The sequence below is a fragment of the Phaeobacter sp. NW0010-22 genome, assembly GCF_040365955.1.
Classification (GTDB): domain Bacteria; phylum Pseudomonadota; class Alphaproteobacteria; order Rhodobacterales; family Rhodobacteraceae; genus OMPR01.
Genome location: NZ_BAABWT010000001.1, coordinates 60,026 through 83,404, shown reverse-complemented (window position 1 = coordinate 83,404; position 23,379 = coordinate 60,026). Strand labels below are relative to the sequence as shown.

Annotated in this window: 17 protein-coding genes; 4 read left to right on the top strand and 13 right to left on the bottom strand. The window is 54.1% G+C overall.

What is annotated here, in order from left to right; all coding sequences use genetic code 11:
• The first annotated feature begins 137 nt into the window (after positions 1 to 137).
• Complete coding sequence (locus ABWV33_RS00340) at positions 138 to 1,496, top strand: oligosaccharide flippase family protein (protein WP_113821876.1); 1,359 nt, start codon at positions 138 to 140, stop codon at positions 1,494 to 1,496.
• A gap of 3 nt (positions 1,497 to 1,499) precedes the next feature.
• Here ABWV33_RS00340 and ABWV33_RS00335 read toward each other — a convergent pair whose 3' ends face one another.
• From ABWV33_RS00335 to ABWV33_RS00320, 4 genes are all read right to left on the bottom strand, one after another.
• On the bottom strand, positions 1,500 to 2,783 hold the full coding sequence (locus ABWV33_RS00335) for a GumC domain-containing protein (protein ID WP_353328523.1): 1,284 nt from the start codon (positions 2,781 to 2,783) through the stop codon (positions 1,500 to 1,502).
• A gap of 130 nt (positions 2,784 to 2,913) precedes the next feature.
• Positions 2,914 to 3,852 (bottom strand): CpsD/CapB family tyrosine-protein kinase, encoded by a 939-nt coding sequence (locus ABWV33_RS00330; RefSeq protein WP_353328521.1) that lies wholly within the window; start codon positions 3,850 to 3,852, stop codon positions 2,914 to 2,916.
• A gap of 59 nt (positions 3,853 to 3,911) precedes the next feature.
• Positions 3,912 to 4,682, bottom strand: coding sequence for a sugar transferase (locus ABWV33_RS00325; RefSeq protein ID WP_353328519.1), 771 nt, complete (start codon positions 4,680 to 4,682; stop codon positions 3,912 to 3,914).
• A gap of 493 nt (positions 4,683 to 5,175) precedes the next feature.
• Positions 5,176 to 6,192 carry an AraC family transcriptional regulator gene (locus tag ABWV33_RS00320; RefSeq protein ID WP_353328518.1) on the bottom strand — a complete coding sequence of 339 codons (1,017 nt, stop codon included), beginning with the start codon at positions 6,190 to 6,192 and terminating at the stop codon, positions 5,176 to 5,178.
• 252 nt (positions 6,193 to 6,444) lie between these two features.
• On the opposite strand from ABWV33_RS00320, the gene ABWV33_RS00315 reads away from it, so the two are divergent.
• Entirely contained in the window at positions 6,445 to 7,335 is an 891-nt protein-coding gene (locus tag ABWV33_RS00315; protein WP_353328516.1) for a LysR family transcriptional regulator, read from the top strand.
• Positions 7,336 to 7,355: 20 nt separating this feature from the next.
• Here the strand turns inward: ABWV33_RS00315 and ABWV33_RS00310 are convergent, their stop codons facing one another.
• Positions 7,356 to 8,606, bottom strand: a complete 1,251-nt coding sequence (locus ABWV33_RS00310) for a GNAT family N-acetyltransferase (protein ID WP_353328514.1) — start codon at positions 8,604 to 8,606, stop codon at positions 7,356 to 7,358.
• Between the two features lie 3 nt (positions 8,607 to 8,609).
• Positions 8,610 to 9,617: a hypothetical protein gene (locus ABWV33_RS00305; protein ID WP_353328512.1), complete on the bottom strand. Its 1,008-nt coding sequence runs from the start codon at positions 9,615 to 9,617 to the stop codon at positions 8,610 to 8,612.
• Positions 9,618 to 10,029: 412 nt separating this feature from the next.
• Here ABWV33_RS00305 and ABWV33_RS00300 point away from each other — a divergent pair, with 412 nt between their 5' ends.
• Complete coding sequence (locus tag ABWV33_RS00300; RefSeq protein ID WP_353328510.1) at positions 10,030 to 11,580, top strand: hypothetical protein; 1,551 nt, start codon at positions 10,030 to 10,032, stop codon at positions 11,578 to 11,580.
• 162 nt (positions 11,581 to 11,742) lie between these two features.
• Here the strand turns inward: ABWV33_RS00300 and ABWV33_RS00295 are convergent, their stop codons facing one another.
• On the bottom strand, positions 11,743 to 12,261 hold the full coding sequence (locus ABWV33_RS00295) for a thioesterase family protein (RefSeq protein WP_164620259.1): 519 nt from the start codon (positions 12,259 to 12,261) through the stop codon (positions 11,743 to 11,745).
• 77 nt (positions 12,262 to 12,338) lie between these two features.
• Complete coding sequence (locus ABWV33_RS00290; RefSeq protein ID WP_353328508.1) at positions 12,339 to 15,563, bottom strand: acetyl-CoA carboxylase family protein; 3,225 nt, start codon at positions 15,561 to 15,563, stop codon at positions 12,339 to 12,341.
• A gap of 180 nt (positions 15,564 to 15,743) precedes the next feature.
• On the opposite strand from ABWV33_RS00290, the gene ABWV33_RS00285 reads away from it, so the two are divergent.
• Positions 15,744 to 16,364 (top strand): TetR/AcrR family transcriptional regulator, encoded by a 621-nt coding sequence (locus ABWV33_RS00285; RefSeq protein ID WP_353328506.1) that lies wholly within the window; start codon positions 15,744 to 15,746, stop codon positions 16,362 to 16,364.
• Between the two features lie 2 nt (positions 16,365 to 16,366).
• Here ABWV33_RS00285 and ABWV33_RS00280 read toward each other — a convergent pair whose 3' ends face one another.
• From ABWV33_RS00280 to ABWV33_RS00260, 5 genes are all read right to left on the bottom strand, one after another.
• The gene (locus tag ABWV33_RS00280; protein WP_353328504.1) at positions 16,367 to 17,146 is read right to left on the bottom strand and encodes a cyclase family protein; all 780 of its coding nucleotides are present in this window, start codon (positions 17,144 to 17,146) and stop codon (positions 16,367 to 16,369) included.
• A gap of 71 nt (positions 17,147 to 17,217) precedes the next feature.
• Positions 17,218 to 17,667, bottom strand: coding sequence for a ribose 5-phosphate isomerase B (rpiB, locus tag ABWV33_RS00275; protein WP_353328502.1), 450 nt, complete (start codon positions 17,665 to 17,667; stop codon positions 17,218 to 17,220).
• A 128-nt stretch (positions 17,668 to 17,795) separates the two neighbouring features.
• A complete protein-coding gene (gene fdhF, locus ABWV33_RS00270) occupies positions 17,796 to 20,579 on the bottom strand; it encodes a formate dehydrogenase subunit alpha (protein ID WP_353328500.1) in 2,784 nt (927 codons plus the stop codon).
• A gap of 11 nt (positions 20,580 to 20,590) precedes the next feature.
• Complete coding sequence (locus ABWV33_RS00265) at positions 20,591 to 22,294, bottom strand: NAD(P)H-dependent oxidoreductase subunit E (protein ID WP_353328498.1); 1,704 nt, start codon at positions 22,292 to 22,294, stop codon at positions 20,591 to 20,593.
• An 88-nt stretch (positions 22,295 to 22,382) separates the two neighbouring features.
• Positions 22,383 to 23,264, bottom strand: a complete 882-nt coding sequence (locus ABWV33_RS00260) for a LysR family transcriptional regulator (RefSeq protein WP_353328497.1) — start codon at positions 23,262 to 23,264, stop codon at positions 22,383 to 22,385.
• Positions 23,265 to 23,379 lie beyond the last annotated feature (115 nt).

The window sequence follows — 23,379 nt, the reverse complement described above, 5'->3', positions numbered from 1 at the left end:
CCTATCGTGTTGAGCCTCACCTGAAAAGAAGCAGCTGTTTGAAATGTCGCCTTTGGCTTTGATTGACGCGTTTGGGACGAGAGCATAGGTTAACACGGCTTGGCCCTACCCTTTGGGTATGATGAACGGAAACAGACATGACCCGACCGGCTGCAGCCTTTAGTGGCTCTAGTTTATTTGCACGTGTCCTGCGCAGCACCTCTTGGGTTCTTATCGGATATGGCGGCAGTCAGGCCCTCAGGTTGGCATCCAACCTGATCCTTACCCGCCTGCTTTTTCCCGAAGCCTTTGGCTTGATGGCATTGGTCAGCGTCGTAACAGTTGGCTTGATGTTGTTTTCTGATGTCGGCATTTCCCCCTCTATCGCCCAAAGTAAACGCGGGGATGACCCGGATTTCCTGAATACGGCTTGGACGATTCAGGTCATACGCGGAACACTTCTGTTTGGGGTCGCCTGCCTTGTGACAGGGCCCGTTGCTCAGTTTTATTCGGAGCCAGACCTGAATACCTACTTGCCCATCGCCGCTGTGGCCTTGTTGGTTTCGGGATTCAATCCAACGCGGATAGAAACCGCAAACAGGCATCTCTTGATCGGTCGCCTAACGGTTCTGGATCTGATCAGTCAAGTTTTGGGCCTGGTCTTTATGATTGTAATGGCCGTAATGACGCAATCGATTATGTCACTGGTGCTTGGCAGCGTCCTGCAAGAAGTCGCAAAACTTGTTCTGACCCATTTTTTCCTACCCGGAGCGCGCAATAAATTTCGTTGGGAGACAGCGGCTGCCGCCGAATTGGCCCATTTTGGGAAATGGATTTTTCTCAGCACCGGTCTGGCATTTCTCATCAGTCAAGGTGACCGGGCGATCCTTGGTCGGTTCTTGTCGCTTGAAATGTTGGGGCTTTATAACATTGGGTTTTTCCTTGGCAGCTTTCCAAGCATGTTAGGATTTGCGATCAACCAACGCATCGCGATCCCCATCTATCGAGACAAGCCCGCGTTCATGAATCGCGAAAATCAACGCAAACACCAAATCATGCGAGTTGGAATGACATCCCTTATTGCCGGGCTGCTTTTGGTCATGGCCTTTGTTGGACCTGCTCTTGTCGCATTTATGTATGATGATCGGTATCTTCTATCTGGCCCGATTGTTACCCTTGTTTCGCTCGCACTTATTCCACAAGTCATTGGAATGACATATGATCAGGCCGCTCTGGCCGCGGGAGACGGCCGGTCTTTTTTCATACTGAACTTGATCCGTGCAAGCCTGCAAATCTCGGCAATCCTGATTGGAATTACCCAGTTTGGCTTAATCGGAGCCATTCTGGCCATCGGAGTTGTGCCGTTCTTGGTTTATCCTGTTCAGGTTTGGCTTGCGCGCAAACACCATGCATGGGGACCATTTCACGATCTGGTCGCCGTCATCACACTCGCTTTATTTGCGGCATCCGTAATGTCATTACACTGGGACAAGACCAGTCTAATCTCACAATTGTAACGATCAGTCCGTAGGCGCAGGCCCTTGGGGTTTTCGCGAAAAGAACTGCCCGATACGGCCCCAGACCGATTTCTTACGTGCGCTCGTGTCCAAATAGGGCACCGTTACGACAGGTTTAAACCCAAGTTCCCGTTCAACCTGCGCCGAAGACCGCAACACCGGATTTCGGATATCCAAGAAAATAGCCAAGGCAAAGGCCACGAAAACGCTCAACCCTGCGCCAACAACTGCTTTCTTCTTACGGCTCTCGGTTACAGGAAAGTCTGGTTGCGCGGCCTCTTCGATTACAGTTAGCCGCTCGGCCTGACGATCATCTTCAAGACGGAGACCAAGCTCAGCATCCGTACGACGCCCCGCAATGCGTTCCATCTCATCACGGAGTTGGGTTAAGCGCCGATCATAACTTGCCAATCGCCGTTCAATTCCGGGGCTGGATTCAATCAACTGTTCCAGTTCACGTTTTTTTGCCAACAACAACTCTGATTGCGCGTCCAGCGTTGCCAGTTTCTCTTGGAAATCCCCGCGCAAGCGGTCTGCTGTTGCGCGACGCTCGTTCTTTTCGACAAGCTCCATCCCACGTTCAACTTCGATGCGCTCTCGGGCGATTTCGAGAAGGCCAGAGTTGATCGTCGCGATTTCCTCACGCCGAAAAGCAACGCTTCCCGGGAGCGATAAATTGTTGTCGTTCCGATATTTCGTGATTTCATCTTCCAGCGCGCTGATCTCAGCCGCAAGTGTTTGTTCCTGAGCCTGAAAAAAGGCAAGCGTTTCATTGGCTTTCTCACGCCTGCTCTGCTTGCTAAGCTCAATCGTGCGGGTTCCAAATTCGTGAGCCAGCCTTTGAGCAAGTTCCGGTGTTGGCATCCGTGCTGTAATTGTCAAAACAGAGATTGTACCATCATCTGTATACCCATCGCGCGCGGCGGCTACCCCCTCGATATTCACGGCCTGCCGAATAATAGCGACCTTTTCGGAATCCCGTTTATCTGGCTGGTCAGCGAACACCCCCAACCGGTCTGCGATTTCAAGAACCATATCGCGGGCCATTAAACGTTGCTGGATCATCTGAAGGCGACGCGCCGAAGATCCATCAACGGTAGATTTAGCAAAATCATCGGCGATTTTGGGTTGCACGATCTGAAGAACCTCGGCGGATTCATATTCGTGCGTTTGGCTGAGCGCTAAACCCAACGATACAAGGGTCCCCAAAACGATAACCACAAATATGAGGAGCGCGCGGCGGCGCGTCATATCCAGAAAGTCATCCAGAGAAAAAATTGAACCCATGTGCTTCGTTCCAACACGTCGGGCTTTATGCCCTGCTTATTGCTCAAATAGCCCTATTTCAGGGCCGCTCAACAGGACATTACCACTGCTTGTCGGCAAAACTAAGGCGGATCTGCGTCACAACCCCGTGTCAGAAGGCGTAGTTTTCCAAACCACTGCCACGTCCACGGTTCAAGATCACGCCCAACAGTGGCGTATCTGACCCCAGCACCTCTTCACAGGCGCGGATCTGCGCGGCAGTTGTTTGTGTTCCATCCGCAACCAATAAGATGCCGTCGACCTGCGACGTAAACGCAACGAGATCATCGTGTTCTAACACCGGGGGCATATCATACAGCACAACATCTGGTTCAAGACTGTCAGTCAAATCATCCAGAACCTCGTGACTGAATTGCGCATGCAGCAATTCGGCAGCGTCGGTAACGTAACCTTCGCTCAAGCCGACGGCCATGCCATCACTACAACGCACCAAATGATCAACCATTTCAACATCGCCCTTCAGATAGCGACGCATCTGACCACCACTGTCGATATCCATTGCGGCGGCAACGCCAGGACGACGCATATTCATGTCCATCAGAACCGTTCTGGTTTCAGGCACCCGAGCCAGACTGAGCGCCAAGTTTACAGCAGTAAAGGTTGTTCCACAGCCGCTTGTCGGTGCTGCGATTGCCACACGAGACCAACCTTGCGCCTTAAGGGTCTGTAAAAGCCGTGTTCGCAATACATCAAACGCCTTGGCAGCCGGGTCTGCCCGAAAGAAATTGACCAAAGGAGCCCGCGCAAGCAGATGTTTGCGCACACCAAATGGAACACGGCGCAGGCGTTCCCATGGTTCTGGCAAGGTCATCGGCAACAGTGGCCGAATTTCGTCTATCTCGGGAATCTGTTCGGAAACCGAACCCGAGTCTGTCTCTGGGTCGAGTGTCAGGTCGGCCTCGGCCAACAGGGCCGCTTTGCGGCGAAAGGGACGCGGCGACTGATCGCTCATCTCTTCAATGTCTTTCCGTTGTTCGGTCGAATTGACCGGTGCAACATCTGTTACGAGGTTCGGGTCATGATAAGCCATATGCCGGCTCCTAAGCCACTCAGTAATAATTAAGTTTTACGATCTCGGCCAGTTAAGGCTCAATATCCGGTCTGACGCAGCACAACACCCATGGTCCGATACAGCAATGTAACATCCCCGGAGAAGCTAACGGTTTCGGCATAAGTTTCATCCATTTTGGCCCGAAGACAGAAATGATCTTCGTTGCGAGCGGACACCTGCCACACGCCTGTAATCCCTGGGTGCATCGCGAAATAAGCCGCTGGAGGGCCGTAGATAGACAACTGTTCAGGCATCATAGGTCGCGGGCCGACTAGGCTCATCTCACCCAGAATAACATTCCACAGTTGTGGCAGTTCATCCAATGATGTCTTGCGCAAGAAACGACCTACCGGGGTAATGCGGGGATCATCCTTGAGCTTTTGGGTGGTATCCCATTCTTTCTTAAGGTCTGTATCTTCTTTGAGGAGACGCTCAAGACGCACATCTGCATCCATAACCATCGTGCGCAATTTCAGGATTGAAAACCGTTTTCCACCCTTGCCCAAGCGATCCTGACGATAAAACGGCGTTCCACCTTCGATCCACAAGGCAAGTGCGCATATCGCGACAACAGGCACCCAGACAGGCAGGAACAACAGGATCAATACCAAGTCAAAGGCCCGCTTTCCAGCTGCACTATACCAACCGTTTGATGTTTTGGCCGCGGAGCGCGCATTCATTACCGGAGCGTTCAAGTTTGCCGCATGTGGTAATGAAACTAATTCCGGGGCTGACAAAGCAGAATCCGAATGGGCCAACGCAAACGCACCACTTGAGACCAAACTAGCCTCGTGCAAAAAATATTTCATCATTCCCCCCAAAGAGACATGACGGAGATGCGTGACGATCAGCCCTTCGACGCGCAGCACCTAAAACACACTACTATCATTGCTCAGGATCAGCAGCTCACCCAAACGTTTCAGTTCTATCTCCAGACACCCACACCATTGTCAGTCGAGATATAGGCAAGAACCAGACAATTTTAAGCCGTATTTCTGCCATGATGGAAAGTAACACTCACTGTGAAAATTTTAAGAAATACCGCGTAAACAGATTGTTTCTTTTGCCAACACTATAGAAAAACATGGTTTTTTCACATAGCTCGCGAACCAATCACACGAAAAATCGTCAATTGTTTCGAAATTCAACGAGTTCTCCTCAGTAGAATCACGCCGTACGACCTTGCGTAAAGAATGGGGGACATCGATTGAATTGTGGCAAAATTCAGACGGCCGCCACAATCTCTGACCGTTTTACACACCACGGTGGCGCACAGGCAGAGCAATACGACGATACAAACCGCTAACTGATCCTAAATTGCCCTGGTGTCTGACCTGTCCAGCGCTTGAACGCTTCATTAAAGCTGCTCAATGCAGAATACCCCAGCAAATACGCAATTTCTGCCAACACCAGATTGCTGTCTTTCAGATAGCTCACAGCGAGGGACGATCGTAGTTCTTCTAGGGTTTTGAAAAATGTCGTGTTTTCGTCAGCCAATCTGCGGGCGAGCGTTCGCGCACTCATGCCCAGCGCGAGCGCGACGGCCTCTTGATGCGCCTCTCCTTTCGCCAGTCGATCCGCGATTGCGCGTTCTACTTTGATGACGATGGGTGGCAAGTTTCGGGATTTGTCTTGCAAGATCGCCTCACAATAATCCGTCAGCACGCTGTAGAGTTCATTATCAGCGGTCATCAGCGGTAGTTCCAAATCCTTTTGGTGAAAGTAATATGCATTGTGCATTGCACCAAACTGAACCTCGCACCCAAAAAACCGCTCTAAAACGTCTACATTTGTATTTCGCAAATGTCGGAGCGTCACCAACTTTGGGCAGAAATCCCTATTGGCCGCCTGACGCATCGCATGGAGTAACCCAGAGGCCCCGAACTCTACGTATTGGCGTCGCCGAACCATAGATGGGACAGAAAAATGCCAGCGCAAAATTCCATCTCTTTGCAAATGACCGATATCGACCTCAACTGCATCGCTGAACACCTGGCGGTAGCGCGTCACGTTGTGAATGAAATCCGAAACCGTCGGAGATGCGAGGCCAACATAACTGATCAACCCAGTGCGGCGCATTTCTCGTTGTGCGCCCCGCATAAAGCCAAGCGTGTCGTCCCCTGTTAAATCGGCGGCGTGTTCAAAAAAGCCGGCGATATCATCAAAAGGAGCGAAAGGCTTATCTTGCTCTAACACCCAAGGGCCAAAACCGGTTCCCTCAAACACCTTTTGCTCGGAAATCCCCTGTTCTAGCAGATCTCTGGCAAGCACTTGTACAAAGACCGCCCCATGCTTTGGCGTGATATCACGATCTGACATTGCACCACCCGCCCCTGATACAGGCACTCAAAGTATTGAGGTTAATAGACATTCGCATCCCGGAACTGTTGTCGTTTATATCTTTAGGTTAGTGCCAAAACTCAAAATACACAAAATTTGTCCAGTTTTCAGAAAATTTTGGCTCTAATTCGTAGGCGCCTCATTTTCCGTCACCCCATGTCACTTGCACAAGGCCCAGAGTCCTCAGCCCACTCTGCCTGCCCACCGCATTTGAAAACTGAAGGGGATTACATGAGCAGACTGATCGAGATGGAGACCTTTGCCAAGGTTGTTGAAGAAGGTGGATTTACCGATGCCGCAAAACGCATGGGTATTTCGAAGTCAGCCGTTTCCAAGCACATCTCGTCCCTAGAGTCGCGCTTGGGTGCACGGCTGCTCAGCCGGACCACCCGTCGGGTCAATCCGACGGAAATCGGGTTAGCCTATTATGATCGTGCCAGCCGCATTCTAAATGATGCTGGAGACGCAGATGCTTTGGTTGCCTCGTTGCATGCCCAACCCGCTGGTCTCTTGAACATTTCCGCCGCGACTGATTTCGGCATTCACGAGCTATCGCCTTTGATGGCCGGATTTCTCGGTACATTCCCTGATATCGCCGTCAATCTGGAGCTCAATGACAAAAGCTTGGATCTTATCGCTGAGGGAGTCGATGTTGCGTTGCGCACGGGGGCCTTACAAGACAGCACGTTGCGCGCACGCAAACTGCTGAAATACCCGATGCGTCTAGTCGCCAGCCCAGCCTATTTAGATGAGGCAGGTATGCCTGCTACCTTAGCTGATCTAACCGAACACAAGCTACTGAGCGCTTCTCTGCGCCCGGGCGGCGATGTTTGGCACTTTGAAACAGAAGATAACACAACCCGCTCTGTCGCCGTTTCGGGGGAATTGGCCGTGAACGATGGCCAGTCCCGTCTTCATGCCGCCGAAGCCGGGCTTGGTATCGCCTTTTTACCTGACTTCCTTTACGCGGATGCGATCGCAGAGGGTCGGCTACAAAATGCCATGCCTAATTTGTATCCGCAGACGCAAACCGTCTACGCGGTTTATCCAGAGGGCCGGTTTACACAGCCCAAAGTGCGCGCGTTCATTGACTACCTCGTGCAAAACCTAGCACACAGATAAAGTGCTCTGCCCCCGCAGATCTATTTTGGGGGCACGGTTGGGCGGGTCAAAGAGAGCAACTGCCGACATCCCAGTGCGGCGCGTTTGTTTTTACCCGCCTCTACAAACTCTAGCACGCGCGCCAAAGCTTCACGGTGATTAAGAGGGTCAAGTGACCGGCCACCACGGGGCAGTTCCCGACGCCGGATGAGGATCGACTTGAGCTTGATTGCGTTTGACCCAAAACTGAATTTGTAGGGCTCATCCCCATGGCAGAAGTCGTAGACCGCATACCCTTGGTCAATGGCCCATCTGATACTTTGGGAATGCATCAGCAGACCGATATATGCGCCCTGCTCTGTTTCATCTCGCCCTGCCGCGATAAAATGCACCCGCTTCATCTTAGGATCTAATATGTGCCCCAATGCCGCAATCGGTTGCTGGCCCCTGCGTAGCACAGGAAGATAGAGCAATCCCAGCCGATGCGCGGTGCTCAGCATCCGCAGATAGTTTGAGGCCACCAAACGCGCGCCTTCCGCTCCTTTGGTTTTCGACCATTTCAACATCCAGAACCGAAGTAAAACACCCAAGTCTTCCTTGACCGTTTCGTCGGTTGCTGCAGCAAAGGTCAGCTCTCCGCTTTCAATGTATTTTCGTGTGAACCTGCGTATTTTTTGACGGGTGTTTTTGCTTGGGCCTTGGTTCAGGTAAGTATCGAAATCACTCGGCAGCGCAATCTGAGGACACGACAGGTTGTCCACAGCGCCCTTGTTTATCCGATATTCTTCCCAGCGCTTGGAATATTCAGCTTGCGAAAATCCCCCCATGAACAACGCAGATCGATCTTCGGACCCTACATATCGCAAGTTCAATCGGGACCAAGGCAAGCCCCGCAAATAGCTGCTCAGCATCGGAATGGCGTCTGTTTCAACAGCAGGATCGCACAAAAAACCCGTGTATTCGCTCCATAACAAGCGCCCGCCCGCTTCGATTTCAGATTGAAACGCTTCGGTCGTGGTACTCCAATGAACCCGGTATTTCAGAGGCAACACGCAAACCAATCTGGCATTGTGGTAAACCGCCAAAACACGCCATCGCCCAACGGTTTGGCGAAAGGCTTGTGCCAACCAGTCCCAGGACAGAAAAACCGTGTTCTCCGGATCCAAGCGCTCTAGGCGCTGCCACTCGGATTTAAGCGCAAGCAATCCATCGAACGTTTCGATACTGTCGACGCGAAACCCGCCCGGGTCTGCTCTGTTGCGTTCAGCGGGGAACTCCACCACGCCATCCATGCCTCAGGCGCTCTTTAACGAACGACCCTCTTTGAGGATCTCCTGAAAACTGCTTTTTGCAGCCTCAAAACCCTGTGTCAGAGGTGCAGTAATTTTGGACTGCGCCGAGAAATAGCGCCCAACGTCGCAAATTTGTGCGGCGAACTCCGGGTGTACTCCCGCGTCATCATACTTGCGCACCCGCTCTTTCGAGAGCCACCCTCGTTTTTGCGCCTCGTTCAGGATCAGCTTTAGACGCTGCGTGCTGTGGAAGGTCAGGTAAACGGACAGGTAGTCCAAATAATCCGCGATCTCATATCCACACTCAGGGTCAAACTGTTCGATAATGACGTCCACCATCTTTTCAGGTGAAATTGGCCATGCTTCATCGCCGATGAGCCAGGCAAAATCCTCGGCACCGTGGCGCATGCCCGAGTATTCAAAATCAAACCAGCGCATCTTTTCATCCCGGCCAATCGCGGCATTGCCTGAGCGGCAGTCCCATTTGACGAACTGTCGGCCGGGTTGGGTCAGACGTTCACAGGCCGCAACCCGGTCAAACTGTTTTGGCACCCCCGAGCCGTAGAGCTCCAAGGTTTCGATCCCATCAACCAGACCGTTGACCCAGCCTTGGTTGGCGCCCAAATGTGGCATCATTTTATTCAGATCGGTCTTACGTGCAGCGCTTTGGAACCTGAAAATCGTTGCAACAGCTTCTGCCGCAAGGTCCATCTGTTTTGCGGCATCGTGTTGTACGATTTCCTGATTCAGGCGGCGGCGACCTACATCCGCTTGGAACATCACCTCGCCAACAACGCCCAGACATTCCGGTACGTCATCACAATAGGTGCGCAACCGTTCCAGAACAAACGCCTCGAGATGGGTCCGTCGAAAATTTGGGCGCAAGGTGGCAATGACATCCATGTTTTCAAAATGCAGTCGAAAGCTGGAGCGTCCTTCGCCCCCCGGAGCCGTGACTTTCATTACAGGGCGGCCAAAGTGCTCTTCAGCTGCGTCGACAATCCGTGTCATACGGTTGCTTTTTTTACCCTTGGCCACACTACCACCTCTTGTTTCGTTACTCTTGCGCCCACGGGACGCTGACTATGCAAGCGAGTGGTACAGCCCAAATTTGGCGAATTTGAGGAATTTAGAAAGCTAAGACGAGAACAGCAGCAGCGTTGATTCCTAAAGTTAACGCTCTGAGGCGCTTCCGGTTTTTGCACAACGTCAAAACAATCCCCCCGACTTTCACCAGATTGTGTCCGAAAATTGGGGCGAATTGTATAAAAACCACCTGAAAGTTGACACAAAATTGCCCAAGTTCGTGTCGGCCCATAATTTGAGCCCCATTCAAAGTTCTGCTGCAGCTACGCGCATTGTGGGGGCATATGCCGTTTTGCGGTTCAGGCGGAACATCGCACCAGCAGAGGGGAATGATTTTATGGGTTACGGAAATTGGAATTGGGGAGGCGGCTCCTATTATAACGGTGGAGTAGACGGCTCCGATTTAGCCGACTGGTACGATCAAGTCCTTTCGGAATGGTATGATACATCTCACGGTTCGGGTGGAACCAAGGGTTCTGGTGGAACCAAAGGCTCGGGTGGAACCAAAGGCTCGGGCGGAACCAAAGGCTCGGGTGGAACCAAAGGCTCGGGTGGAACCAAAGGCTCGGGTGGAACCAAAGGCTCGGGTGGAACCAAAGGCTCGGGTGGAACCAAAGGCTCGGGTGGAACCAAAGGCTCGGGCGGAACCAAAGGCTCGGGTGGCACTAAGGGTTCAGGCGGCACCAATGGATCTGGCGGCGGCGACGATAAGACCAAGGCGGTTTTTGAAGTTGGCAGCGAGTCTCAGGTCACCGTTGAAGTAATCGACATCGAAAACGGTGGTCTGTTTATTCAGCTTGCACCGACTGAAGGGGCCGGAACACCCGCTGATATTGACGGCTTCTTTTTCAATATGGCGCAGGATTCCGCCGTCGAAGATCTTGTCTTTGATCCGCCCTTAAACGAATTCGGAGTGACCGGACAACAAGCCGACCCCAATGGTGTAACCACCCTTTCTAATGGGTTCATGACCGATCAACCATTTGATGGCGCGCTTCAGTTTGGAACGTCACCAGATTCAACAGATGGTGAAACCCCACACATCAACTTCACTATCTGGTCAAATGCTGGGCCACTTTCCTTGGATGACATCGATCTAGAAAGCATGGGAGTTGCCGTTAACACAAGCGGGGCAACGCCAGAACTTTTGACGCAAGATGATGCATTGAATGCCAAAGCGAGCAGCACAGACTCTTATCACAATGGTGGCGTCGAAGGCGACAAGTTCGATGAATGGTACCAGAAAACGATAGCTGACGAATACGACGAGGCGAATGGATCTGGTGGGACCAAAGGGTCTGGTGGAACCAAAGGATCTGGCGGAACCAAGGGATCTGGCGGAACCAAGGGATCTGGCGGAACCAAAGGCTCTGGCGGAACCAAAGGATCTGGTGGAACCAAAGGATCTGGTGGAACCAAAGGCTCTGGTGGAACCAAAGGCTCTGGCGGAACCAAGGGATCTGGTGGAACCAAAGGATCTGGTGGAACCAAAGGCTCGGGCGGAACCAAAGGCTCGGGCGGAACCAAAGGCTCTGGTGGAACCAAAGGCTCGGGCGGAACCAAAGGATCTGGCGGAACCAAAGGATCTGGTGGAACCAAAGGATCTGGTGGAACCAAGGGTTCGGGCGGAACTGGCGGCAATTCCGGAAAGGTCTATGAACTGCCTGCGTATGATGGAGACCCCAAAGACGATTGGAACGATGAAGACACCGTCGTTTACGCCAGCGGGGGCACCAAAGGGGGTGGAACAAAAGGGTCTAGTGGCGGAAGCAAACCAACACTGAATGACATCATGGGCCTGATGAACCAACCGGTTCCAGAGGATGACCCTCAGCAGCAGGAAGACGACGACTGGGAAGAAGAAGAAGACCCAGGGTTCGTAGCCTAAACCCCGGCATTGGGGTGCACCCTTCGGTAGTCAACCGACTTGCACCCCAAAGCCACTCCAAACCGAAGTCCAAAATAACAAAACGCCGACCCTGCATCAGCGCCGGGTCGGCGTCTTTCTTTTTGTTCGCCCCTTATGCGTAGGGTGCCGGCACGCCGTAATTTAAATCTTACGACGAATGCCAATTGGATTCGCCACTTGGGGGGCGGGGTCCAACGCCTTATGATCTGCCAACATCTGAGCCAGGCGCGCCACCACCCAATCCGGGTAATCTGCCCCACGTCCCGTGGCCTGGCTGACATTCATGATCATCCCTTCTTGGGTCGCACAAAGAACATCGTCCTTTTCTGCAAACATCTGTCCAAAATAGTGCAACCGCTTGTGATCATGATCCAAAAGGCGAAAGTGAAAATAGAACCGATCCCCATCCAACAGCTCGCGCTGGAACTGAATATGAGACTGGATCATGTAGGGACCTGCCCCAGCGGAATTTACATAGACTTCGCCAATACCCAGATGATCGCCAACCATTTCCTCGAGCGCGAGATCAAAGGCAACGCCATAATATCCCACATTCATATGGCCATTATAGTCGATCCATTCCGGTTTCACCGCGTGTCCGCGGACTTCAATCGGGGCGGCATAAGGACCATCATGTCCGCTCTGGGCCGTCTCGCTCATCACTGTCACCTTTGTTTGTGTTTGAACGGGTTTATCCTGCACTACAGCGGCTGAAAATTACAAGCAAACGCACTGCGTTACGGTGTCTGGTGCAGGGCGACCCCTTTGACGATCCAGTCGCGCGTGTCCGCAGGATCAATCACGGCGTCGATTTCATTGAAGGATGCTACGTTCAACGCTCCACCCTCGGCATAGGCGCGATTTACCAGTTTGTTAAACAAAGCCTCGCGCGCCTCGTCATCGGGTTGGGCCTCAAGCTCGTGTTTGTAGCCCAAACGCACCCCTCCTTCGAGGCCCATGGCCCCGAATTCACCGGTTGGCCAAGAAATTGTAAAACTGGGGTTAGCAAAACTGCCCCCGGCCATGGCTTGCGCCCCAATACCGTAGCCTTTGCGCAAACAGACAAACAAAATCGGGCTGCGCAGCGTTGCGCCTGCCTCGATGAATTCACAGGCAGCGCCAACAGCCCCTTGGGTTTCGCTTTCGGGCCCAACCATAAATCCGGGCGTGTCACACAAAGACACCACCGGTAGGTTAAACCGCCCCGCCAAGCGTAAGAAGCGCGCGCCTTTTGCCGAAGCGGGCGCGTCTAGCGCGCCCCCGAGATGAAGGGAATTGTTCGCCATCACTGCCATCGGATACCCTTGGATTCGCATAAACCCAGTGATGAGCCCTGGCGCATGTTGTTCCCCTAACTCCAGAAAGGAGCCGTTGTCTGCCATGGCTGTAATCACCTGACAGACATCGTAAGCGCGTTGCCTATTTTCCGGGATCAGGTGACGCAAAATGCGCGCGTCTTCGGCGCTCCACTCTTTGTCGCGGCCTTGAAAATAGGACAGCACCTTGCGCGTGATTGCGATCGCATCGGCGTCACTCTCGACCAGCACATCAACCAACCCTATTTCCGCCTGCATGGGCGCCGGCCCAACCTCTCGCGGATGATGCGTTCCAAGGCCACCGGCTTCGATCATGACAGGGCCCCCGAGACCGATCCAACTGTTGCGAGTCGCAATGCGGATATCCCCCGCCCCAAACAGGGCGGCGTTGCCTGCAAAGCAAAACCCCGAATTCACTGTGATCTTAGGCCCCCATCCCCGCAGTTTGGCAAAGTCAGAAAAGGTTTTGACGTCCAGAGCGCAATGCATTGTTCCAGCAAAATCATCATCATTGGGCCGCCCTCCGCCCCCTTCGGTCAAAAAGACGGTGGCCAGCTTTAATTCAGTAGCTTTGTCCAACAAGCGGTCCGTTTTTCGATGTCCGAACACGCCTTGGGTCCCCGCCATCACCGTTGAATCATAGGCCAAGATCGCGACTTGTGAACACGCTTCGCCAAAGGATTTGGCGTTTACACTTCCCAACCCAGTTACAATCCCATCTGCGGGGCTTATCTCGCGCAAGGCTTCAACGCCAAGCTTGCGGCGTTGAGCGGCTATAACCAATTGGCCGTATTCATGAAACGTCCCCCCCTCACACAAAGCGGAAACGCTATCTCGCGTCGTCTCTTGCCCCCGTGATTGGCGGCGCGCGACAGCCTTTGGACGCTCTGCATCCAAGGTAAGCGCTAGACGATCATGCAGCGTGGCTAAGTCTGGGCGAATAAATTCAGGGTTCTTTATCACAGCTTTAGTTTCGTCAGTCCCACTGTCATGTCTGGGAGAATAAGACAGAATGGGACGGTCCTGTGCGGTTAGATCTCCCACGGCATCAAAAACCTCTTCGACCTGACCAGACTCGGTCGCGACAACAGCATGCTGCATTTTCATCGCTTCGATGATCGCAAGCTCTTGCCCTGCTTGAAATTGGTCCCCGACCTTGATGGCTATCTCTCTAACGATTCCCTGCATTGGTGCATCGACTGAGCACTGTCCCTTTGGGATCGAACGCATCGATGGTGCGTGCGTGATTGTTTCGGTTTCAATAAACGCCCTGCTGTCAGCCGGGGCGGATAAGTCGGGCAATAGCATGTCCAAGGTTCGGGTCGACACATCCCACACAGCGATTTCAGGACGCTGCAAAAGCCCACGCATCAGATCGAGGTTGGTGTCGACGCCAGTGACCACGATTTCGGACAAAGCGCGTTCTGCCTTGCGCACAACAGCAGGAAGGCCACCCCGCGCCGCATGAACAACGACTTTGACCAATAGCGGATCAAACCCCGGATGAGTGGTATAGCCCGCGTAGCCCTGCGTTTCGACGCGCACGCCCTGACCAAACGGCATTTGAAACCCATTGATCTGGCCACTGGTGGGCATGATCCCCTCTGGGGTGAGACGGTCGGTAATCACCCGCGTTTGCAAGCTGACCCCACGCGGTTCTGCAGGGTCACATAAGCCAGAGTCGATCTGATCCAGTGTCTCACCCGCGGCCAGACGCAACTGAAGCTCAACCAGATCAAATCCGGTGATCTCTTCGGTCACGGTATGTTCAACCTGAATGCGCGGGTTGGTTTCGATAAAAACATACTGCCCATCTGCGGACACCAAGAACTCAACAGTCGCAAGCCCTTGCAACTGACTGGCACGGCCAATCTTGAGAGCCGATGATATAAGTCGATCGCGCGTTTCCGAAGGCAGGTTCGGGGCCGGGGCAATTTCGATGACTTTTTGGTGGCGTCGTTGCAACGAGCAATCCCGCTCCCACAGGTGTGTGACTGACTGACCGTCCCCGAGTATTTGAACTTCGACATGCCGGACATTGCGCAGCAATTGTTCTGCGTAAATCTCATCCGATCCAAAGGCAGCCAAAGCTTCGGCCTGACATTGGCTAAACGCGGCAGGGATGTCATCAATTTCCCGCACAATGCGCATGCCGCGTCCGCCCCCACCTTGCAGTGCTTTTAGCAGAACTGGCCCATCGATTTCTTGGAATACCCGCTCAGCCTCAGCAACCGAGCCCAAAGGCCCTTGCCCGGCAGGGACTGGTACACCGGCTTGCGCGGCCAAAGCCCGCGCCGCCCATTTATCCCCTTGTGTCTCAAGTGTTTCAGGAGTTGGTCCAACAAAAGTCAATCCAACAGACACACAGGCACGCGCAAAGTCGGCGCGTTCGCTTAGAAAGCCGTATCCGGGATGGATAGCATCGCATCCGGTTTCTTGCGCGATTTTCAGGATAGCGTCGATATCGAGATATCCCGCGACGCCCATCTGCGGCAACTCAACGGCTTGGTCTGCGTGTTTCACATGCAAGGATTTGGCATCGTCCGGAGCAAAGATCGCAACTGTCTCAAGCCCCATTGCCTCGGCCGTTCGGGCGATCCGAATTCCAATTTCACCCCGATTGGCGATAAGCAGCTTGATAAACATGGAGCCTCCATCTGATCCCGAGTTCAATCAAAGGCCGATCCCTGACGCAAATCCAGCCCAACCCGTTGATGACGCTAGGTCGAATTGCAGTATGTCGTGGTTTCAGAGTCACCAGAGCGATCCCGCCATCCATCCTGCCCCTTTCTTGCGACTGACGCAGAGCCCTGTTAAATCGTTGGAATGACGCAACACCCCCCTTCCCGATTACGTGGTTCCGAAACGCTCTGGCTGGATGCAGCATCCGATCTTTTGTGCGAAGCAGGTATCGACGCCGTAAAAATCATGCCCTTGGCAAAGCGGGTTGGCTTGTCGCGCCCCAGCTTTTATTGGCACTTCAAGGATCGCGAAGCCCTGCTGGATGCCATGGTCCAACGGTGGGAGGCCAAGAATACCGACGGCCTGATCACGCGAATAGATGCATATGCCGAGAATATCTGCGAAGCGATATTCAATCTGTTTGATTGTTGGTTGAACGACGATCTGTTCGATTCCCGTCTGGATCTGGCGATCCGCAATTGGGCCCGCACAGATACCTCGCTGCAACAACGTTTGGATCAGGCCGATGCCCAGCGTCGCATCGCCATCGAAGGCATTTTTACCCACTTTGGGTATTCGGAAACCGAAGCCGAAGTGCGCACCCGTGCGCTTTTGTTTGCCCAGACCGGGCATTCATCAATGGAATTTCAGGAAAGTCGATTTAAGCGCCTGGCCCGGATTCCCGATTATGTCGAGGTGTTTACCGGCCAACGTCCCAGCGAAGGCGACGTAGGGCGGTTTATGTCTCGTCATCTGGCCGAGTGACATCACTCCTCTTCAAAAATCGCGACCGCGCGAGTGAACCCGGCTGATGCACCTTTGATTTTGAAGGGGAAGCAGGAAATCTCGAACCCTGTCGCAGGTAAATCTTCTAGGTTTGTGAGCTTTTCCATGTGGCAGTAGCCAATATCCATCGACGCCCGGTGCCCTTCCCAGATAATCGAGGCATCGCCCGTTTCGGCGTATGCTTGCGCGGTCAATGGAAATGGCGCATCCCAGCTCCACGCGTCTGTGCCGGTGACCCGAACTCCGCGTTCCGTCAGATAGAGCGTCGCCTCGCGCCCCATTCCGCAACCTTTGATCAAGTAATTGGGGTGTCCGTAACAGACCCCCGCCGATGTGTTGACCACGACAATATCCAATGGTCGCAAGGTATGCCCGATCCGCGCCAGTTCGGCCTCGACATCTGCTGCGGTAACCACATACCCATCTTCAAAATGGCGAAAATCCAGTTTCACACCGGGGTTCATGCACCATTCCAGTGGAACCTCATCAATCGTGATCGCACGCTCACCGTTGTTCATCGTCGAATGGTGGTGATAGGGCGCGTCCAGATGCGTACCGTTGTGAGTCGCAATCGACAGGCGTTCAACCGCCCAACCTTCGCCCCCTGGCAGATCCTCGCGTTTCAGCCCCGGAAAGAACGACATCACCTGCTCGGCAGTTTGGTCGTGGCTCAGATATTCGATCTCGGGCAGCATGATCGGCGGATCTGAGACGATCCCCATCTCAAGCGGAACAGAAAGATCAACAAAACGACGCGGCATCGAACACTCCGTAAAAGGCTGTTTTCACACAGCCTAACAGGTTTCACGCCGCTGTCTTGCTCTGTGTTAGTTCAGTTTTCGAGCGCGTCGATCATGTCAACGCGGGTGGCGTGACGGCCACCTTCAAACTCGGTGCTGACAAAGGCCTCGGCGATTTCCAACGCCAATCCTTCGCCAACCACACGCGCGCCAATGGACAGCATATTGGCGTTGTTATGCTGGCGGATCATTTTGGCGGAAAACGTCTCGGAACATACACCGCAACGAATGCCTTTGATCTTGTTGGCGGCCATCATGATCCCCTGCCCGGTGCCACACAGGACAATACCCAGACGGCAATCGCCCGAGGCCACCAACTGTGCTGCGGCTGCGCCGTGTTTGGGGTAATGCGTGCTTTCTAGGCTCGTGGGTCCGATATCGACCACTTCCCAACCCAGCGACGCAACATGTGCGGCAACGGCCTGACGGAGTTCGATAGCAGCGTGATCGCTGGACAGCGCAATACGGTTGTTGGTGGTCATGGTGTGTATGTCCCGGTTCTCAAGGCAGCATGGCAGATGCGCGCGCTTGGATCAGATATGCGCCGTTTCGTCAAACGGTTTGGTGCAAAAGTGAAACGGGCGACCCAAAAGGCCGCCCGTTTTTCAGATTATTCTGCTGCGACAGCGTCAGTGATCTTATCAACCCGGATCGCCGAGAATTTGAACTCGGGGATCTTACCATAGGGGTCAATGGCCGAGTTGGTCAGAATGTTCGCTGCGGCCTCAACATAGGCGAACGGGATGAACACCATGTCTTCGGCAATGGCCCGGTCGGCACGCGCCATGATATCGATCGAACCGCGCCGCGTGGTCAGACGAACCATATCGCCAGGTTCGACACCCATCAATTTCAGAGTGCGCGGGTTTAGCGAGCAGTTCGCCTCGGGTTCAACAGCATCCAGAACCAGTGAACGGCGTGTCATCGACCCCGTATGCCAGTGCTCCAGCTGACGGCCAGTGGTGGCGATCATCGGGTATTCGGCATCTGGTGCTTCGTCTGGCGGAATGACGCTGGCCGGGGTGAACCGGGCGCGCCCCTCAGAACGGGGGAAGCCATCGCCAAACACAATCGCCTGACCGGGATCGGTTTCGCTAAGGGACGGATAGGTGATGGTTTCAGTCTTCAGACGATCCCAGGTGATGTTGTCTAACGACTTCATCGTCTGCTTCATCTCGTTAAAGACCTGGCTCACATCCGTGTAATCCCAGTTCAGACCGATGCGCTGCGCCAGCTCGACCGTAATCTTCCAATCCTCGCGCGCCTCACCCGGAGGTGTCACGGCGGGACGCACACGCTGCACCTGACGGTTGGTGTTGCTGACGGTACCATTCTTTTCGTACAGCGCCGAGGCGGGCAGGATAATGTCAGCATAGTTTGCTGTTTCGGTCAGGAAGATATCCTGAACAATCATCAGATCGAGATTGGCCAAGGCAGCACGCGCATGATCCGCATCCGGGTCGGACATCGCAGGGTTTTCGCCCTGAATGTACATCCCCTTGATGTTGCCCGCATAGGCTTGGTCGATGATCTCGGTAACCGTCAGACCCTTCTCGTTTGAGAAATCATCAGATTGCCAGACGTCATTGAACTTGGCCCGAATTCCGTCATCCATAACCGACTGATAATCGGGCAAGAACATCGGAATCAGACCTGCATCAGATGCGCCTTGCACGTTGTTCTGACCGCGCAGCGGGTGCAGACCCGCACCAGGTTTACCAACGTTGCCGGTCATCAAGGCAAGGCTGATCAGGCAACGCGAGTTATCCGTGCCGTGGATGTGCTGGCTGACGCCCATGCCCCAGAAAATCAGACCCGCATTTGCACCGGCAAACAGACGCGCAACACGGCGCAGCTGATCCGGTTCAATGCCGCAGATTTTGGACATTTTCTCGGGACTGAAGTCACGCAAATGTTCTTTTTCCGCTTCCCAGTTTTCGGTCCAGCGGTGGATGTATTGACTGTCGTACAGTTCCTCTTCAACGATCACATGCATGATCGCATTCAGCATCGAAACATCCGCGCCGGGGCGAAATTGCAGCATTTCTGTCGCGAATTTGCGCATGCCAACGCCACGCGGGTCCATCACGATCAGCTTGCCACCGCGTTTGGTGAACTGCTTGAAATAGGTCGCTGCAACGGGGTGGTTTTCGATCGGGTTGGACCCGATGATGATCGCCACATCTGCGTTTTCAATCTCGTTAAAAGTTGCAGTTACCGCACCCGAGCCAACGTTTTCAATCAGCGCCGCAACCGAGGACGCATGGCACAAACGGGTGCAGTGGTCGACGTTGTTGTGTTTGAAGCCTTGGCGGATGAACTTCTGGAACAGATACGCCTCTTCATTGGTACATTTGGCAGACCCAAAGCCAGCGACCGAGCGCGGATCGCCAGCGCGCAGCGATTTCAACTTGGTCGCGGCCAGATCCATCGCCTCTTCCCACGAAGCTTCGCGGAAATGGGTGCCGATGTTACCAGGATCCACGTTCAGCCCTTTGGCAGGGGCATCGTCGCGACGGATCAGCGGTTTGGTCAGGCGGTGTGGGTGGTGAATATAGTCGAACCCAAACCGGCCCTTAACGCACAAGCGGCCTTCATTGGCGGGGCCATTGATGCCCTCGACGTATTTGACCTTACCGTCTTTGACTTTGAGGCTGACCTTGCAGCCCACGCCGCAGAATGGGCAGACGCTTTCTGTCTCAGAATCGAAATCCTTGCTGTCGCCCTGTTGCCGGTCATCCAACACAGTGGCGGGCATCAGCGCGCCGGTTGGACAGGCCTGCACACATTCACCACAGGCCACACAGGTCGAAGCCCCCATGGGGTCGGCCAAGTCAAATGTTACCTGCGCGGTGTGGCCACGACCGGACATGCCGATCACATCATTCACCTGTACTTCGCGACAAGCACGAACACACAAGTTGCAGTTGATGCATGCATCAAGATTGACGCGCATCGCCACGTGGCTGTCATCCAGCAGAGGGATCTGTTCGACTTCTTTGGCAGGAAACCGGCTCTCAGAGACGTTGCTCAGTTCAGCCATATCCCAGAAGTGGGCGGATTTGTCGTGCGCCTCTTCCGGCTGGTCGGCCACCAGCAGTTCCATCACCATAGCGCGCGATTTCTCGGCCCGCTCAGAGTCGGATTTGACCACCATTCCTTCGGCAGCGGGACGCACACAGGACGCGACCAATGTGCGCTCGCCTTCAACCTCGACCATACAGGCGCGGCAGTTGCCATCGGGGCGATAGCCTGGTTGGGGCTTGTGGCACAAGTGCGGGATGATCAGGCCACGGCCATTGGCCGCTTCCCAGATTGTCGTGCCCTCGGACACGGTGACATCTTCGCCATTCAGGCTGAAGGTGACTGTTTTGGTTTCGCTCGCATCAAGCATGGCTGTCTCCCTCAGATTTCGTCAGCAAAGTGTTTCATGACCAGGCGGATCGGGTTTGGCGCCGCCTGCCCCAGACCACAGATGGACGCATCGCCCATCACCTGACACAGATCCTCAAGCAGATCGGTATCCCATTTGTCGGCCTGCATCAGCTTAACCGCCTTTTCACACCCAGTCCGGCAGGGCGTACACTGGCCGCAGCTTTCGTCCTCAAAAAACCGCAGCATGTTCAGCGCCGCATCCCGGGCAGTGTCCTGATCTGACAGAACAACAACCGCAGCAGACCCGATAAAGGTGCCCAAGGGCTGCAAAGTGTCAAAGTCGAGCGGGACATCATCGATGCTAGAGGGGAGAAGGCCCGACGATGGCCCGCCCGGTTGATACGCCTTAAAGGTATGACCCTCAGCCATGCCCCCAGCCGCATCAATCACGTCAAGAATGGTCGAACCGGCGGCCAGCAAATACACACCCGGGCTCGCAACGCGCCCCGAAATCGAATAGCTGCGCAGACCTTTACGGCCATTCTTTTCAACAGAGCTCAGGATCTCACCACCTTCGCGGCAAATCTTAGAGACCCAGTAGAGAGTTTCCACATTGTGAACGAGGGTTGGTCGATTGAAGACACCCACCTGCGCCACAAAGGGCGGACGGTGACGCGGCAGACCTTTTTTGCCCTCAATGGATTCGATCATCGCGGATTCTTCACCGCAGATATAGGCACCAGCCCCCCGACGCAGATCAATATAACCCGATTCTACGATGCCAGCGGTTTCCAGCGCGGCAATCTCGGTCCGCAGAATTTCCAGCACAGCAGGATACTCGTCGCGCATGTAGATAAAGCAAGTTTCCGCCTCAACCGCCCAAGCGGCGATCAGCATCCCTTCGAGGAAGACATGCGGGGTGCGTTCCAGATAGTAGCGATCCTTGAACGTGCCGGGTTCGCCTTCGTCCCCGTTCACAGCCAGATAACGCGGTCCTTCGTTCATACGAACAAAGCCCCATTTCTTGCCAGATGGGAAACCAGCGCCACCCAGACCACGCAGACCCGAGGACAGGATATCGTCCTGAACCTGTTCCCAATCGCCATCAGCGCGCAAGTCTTTCAACTTGGCGTATCCGCCGTTGTCGCAATAGGCGGCAAACCCTTCATACGCGGGCACATGCGCATGGGTGTCATCGGCAGCTATGGCAGCCTGCACCTTTTCTGGCGTGGCATGGTCGATATGATTATGGCCGATTTCCAGAACCGGTGCAGTATCGCAACGGCCCATGCAAGGGGCGCGCAGGACACGAACCTGCGAGGCATCAAGACCATCTTCCAACGCGGCTTTCAGCTGTTGGGCTCCGGCCATTTCACACGATAGAGAGTCGCAAACCCGGATGGTCAACGCGGGTGGAGGGGTCTCTTCCTCTTTCACCACGTCGAAATGGGCATAGAAGGTGGCAACCTCATAGATTTCAGCCTGACCGACACGCATCTCGACGGCCAGAGCAGCGATGTGATCCGCGCTCAGATGACCGTGCTCATCCTGAATGAGATGCAGGAATTCGATCAGCAGATCCCGTCGTCGGGGACGATCGCCCAACAAACGGTGGATCTCGGCCATCGCCTCATCTGTAAACTGACGCCCTTTTGGCGTGCGCCGTCCCTTGCCTTTGCCTGACTTCCAAACGCCTTTGTCTGCGCCTGAAGGTTTGGTATCCAATGGTGCCATCGTGCCCTCCGAATTGAGACGCTCCATGTCTCATCAGCGCTGCATATCGTCAAATTGCTATTTGCAATTGCACGATAACGACAACTTATCACCGCAAAGCCGTCACCACGCGCCTTAACGCGTCTATTGTAGGCAATTCCGGGTCTCTGTTCAAAGTCGCCAAACAAATCGGTTTGCTTACAACAGGATCCACCAATGGCAGGGTCTTTGTCCCCTCTAAATGACCAAGCGCACGCACTAAAACACGCGGTACGACCGCAGCAGCAAGCCCCTCGCGCGCCATGACCATGGATGCAGTAAACCCACTAGTTTCTGCGACCACCTGTGGGTGCAGCCCCTGATCAGCAAAAATCCGGTCCAAAATGCGGCGATTCTGCATTTGAGGTTCCAAGAGAGACAGCGGAAAGTCTGCCACCCGGGCCCACGGGATTGGCCCCGTTTCGGGTGTCATATGTTCTGGCACCAACAACACATAGGTCTCTTCGTAAAGTGGTTGAACCATGCGCAAATCAGTGCCGATACTATCTCCATAGGTCACGCCTGCATCAATCGTACCCTCGTCTAATTTCTGCTGGATGCTTGAAGCCGACAAGGTCTCAATGCGCGTTACAATTTTGGGATGCGCGGCATGCAATCGCTTTATCAAGCGCCCAGTAAAAGCCAGCGCTGTTGGGATGACACCAAGGATCAACGTCCCTGAGATTTCGCCGCGTGTCGCCAACAGCTCTTGTTCCAACGCTTTGGCATCATCCAAGATCCGGCGCGCACGGCGGACAATCATCTCGCCCTCTTCGGTCAACCCCTGAAACCGATTGGCGCGACGCACAATAGAGACGCCCAAACGATCCTCAAGGTTTCGGATGCGCATCGAAAATGCTGGTTGTGAGATACCACATTCTTCGGCGGCCTTGGCAAAATGGCGATGCCGCGCCAAGGCGCTTAGCAATTGCAAATCACGTATTTCGATCACTTTGGACCTCGGGCTGGGATTGTCATTATGTGCTCGGTCACCATAGCGGTCCAGCGGGTCAGAACCAGCCCCACCAGACGCCGATTAAGTGACCGACCTAAAAAGAGGATTGACA

What these genes read in the sequence shown, in the direction of transcription:
- ABWV33_RS00340 (WP_113821876.1), top strand. Translation starts at nt 138, where the DNA reads ATGACCCGACCGGCTGCAGCCTTTAGTGGCTCTAGTTTATTTGCACGT.
- fdhF (WP_353328500.1), bottom strand. Translation starts at nt 20,579, where the DNA reads ATGCTTGATGCGAGCGAAACCAAAACAGTCACCTTCAGCCTGAATGGC.
- ABWV33_RS00265 (WP_353328498.1), bottom strand. Translation starts at nt 22,294, where the DNA reads ATGGCACCATTGGATACCAAACCTTCAGGCGCAGACAAAGGCGTTTGG.
- ABWV33_RS00315 (WP_353328516.1), top strand. Translation starts at nt 6,445, where the DNA reads ATGAGCAGACTGATCGAGATGGAGACCTTTGCCAAGGTTGTTGAAGAA.
- ABWV33_RS00300 (WP_353328510.1), top strand. Translation starts at nt 10,030, where the DNA reads ATGGGTTACGGAAATTGGAATTGGGGAGGCGGCTCCTATTATAACGGT.
- ABWV33_RS00295 (WP_164620259.1), bottom strand. Translation starts at nt 12,261, where the DNA reads ATGAGCGAGACGGCCCAGAGCGGACATGATGGTCCTTATGCCGCCCCG.
- ABWV33_RS00325 (WP_353328519.1), bottom strand. Translation starts at nt 4,682, where the DNA reads ATGAAATATTTTTTGCACGAGGCTAGTTTGGTCTCAAGTGGTGCGTTT.
- rpiB (WP_353328502.1), bottom strand. Translation starts at nt 17,667, where the DNA reads ATGACCACCAACAACCGTATTGCGCTGTCCAGCGATCACGCTGCTATC.
- ABWV33_RS00280 (WP_353328504.1), bottom strand. Translation starts at nt 17,146, where the DNA reads ATGCCGCGTCGTTTTGTTGATCTTTCTGTTCCGCTTGAGATGGGGATC.
- ABWV33_RS00330 (WP_353328521.1), bottom strand. Translation starts at nt 3,852, where the DNA reads ATGGCTTATCATGACCCGAACCTCGTAACAGATGTTGCACCGGTCAAT.
- ABWV33_RS00285 (WP_353328506.1), top strand. Translation starts at nt 15,744, where the DNA reads ATGACGCAACACCCCCCTTCCCGATTACGTGGTTCCGAAACGCTCTGG.
- ABWV33_RS00310 (WP_353328514.1), bottom strand. Translation starts at nt 8,606, where the DNA reads ATGGATGGCGTGGTGGAGTTCCCCGCTGAACGCAACAGAGCAGACCCG.
- ABWV33_RS00320 (WP_353328518.1), bottom strand. Translation starts at nt 6,192, where the DNA reads ATGTCAGATCGTGATATCACGCCAAAGCATGGGGCGGTCTTTGTACAA.
- ABWV33_RS00335 (WP_353328523.1), bottom strand. Translation starts at nt 2,783, where the DNA reads ATGGGTTCAATTTTTTCTCTGGATGACTTTCTGGATATGACGCGCCGC.
- ABWV33_RS00305 (WP_353328512.1), bottom strand. Translation starts at nt 9,617, where the DNA reads ATGACACGGATTGTCGACGCAGCTGAAGAGCACTTTGGCCGCCCTGTA.
- ABWV33_RS00290 (WP_353328508.1), bottom strand. Translation starts at nt 15,563, where the DNA reads ATGTTTATCAAGCTGCTTATCGCCAATCGGGGTGAAATTGGAATTCGG.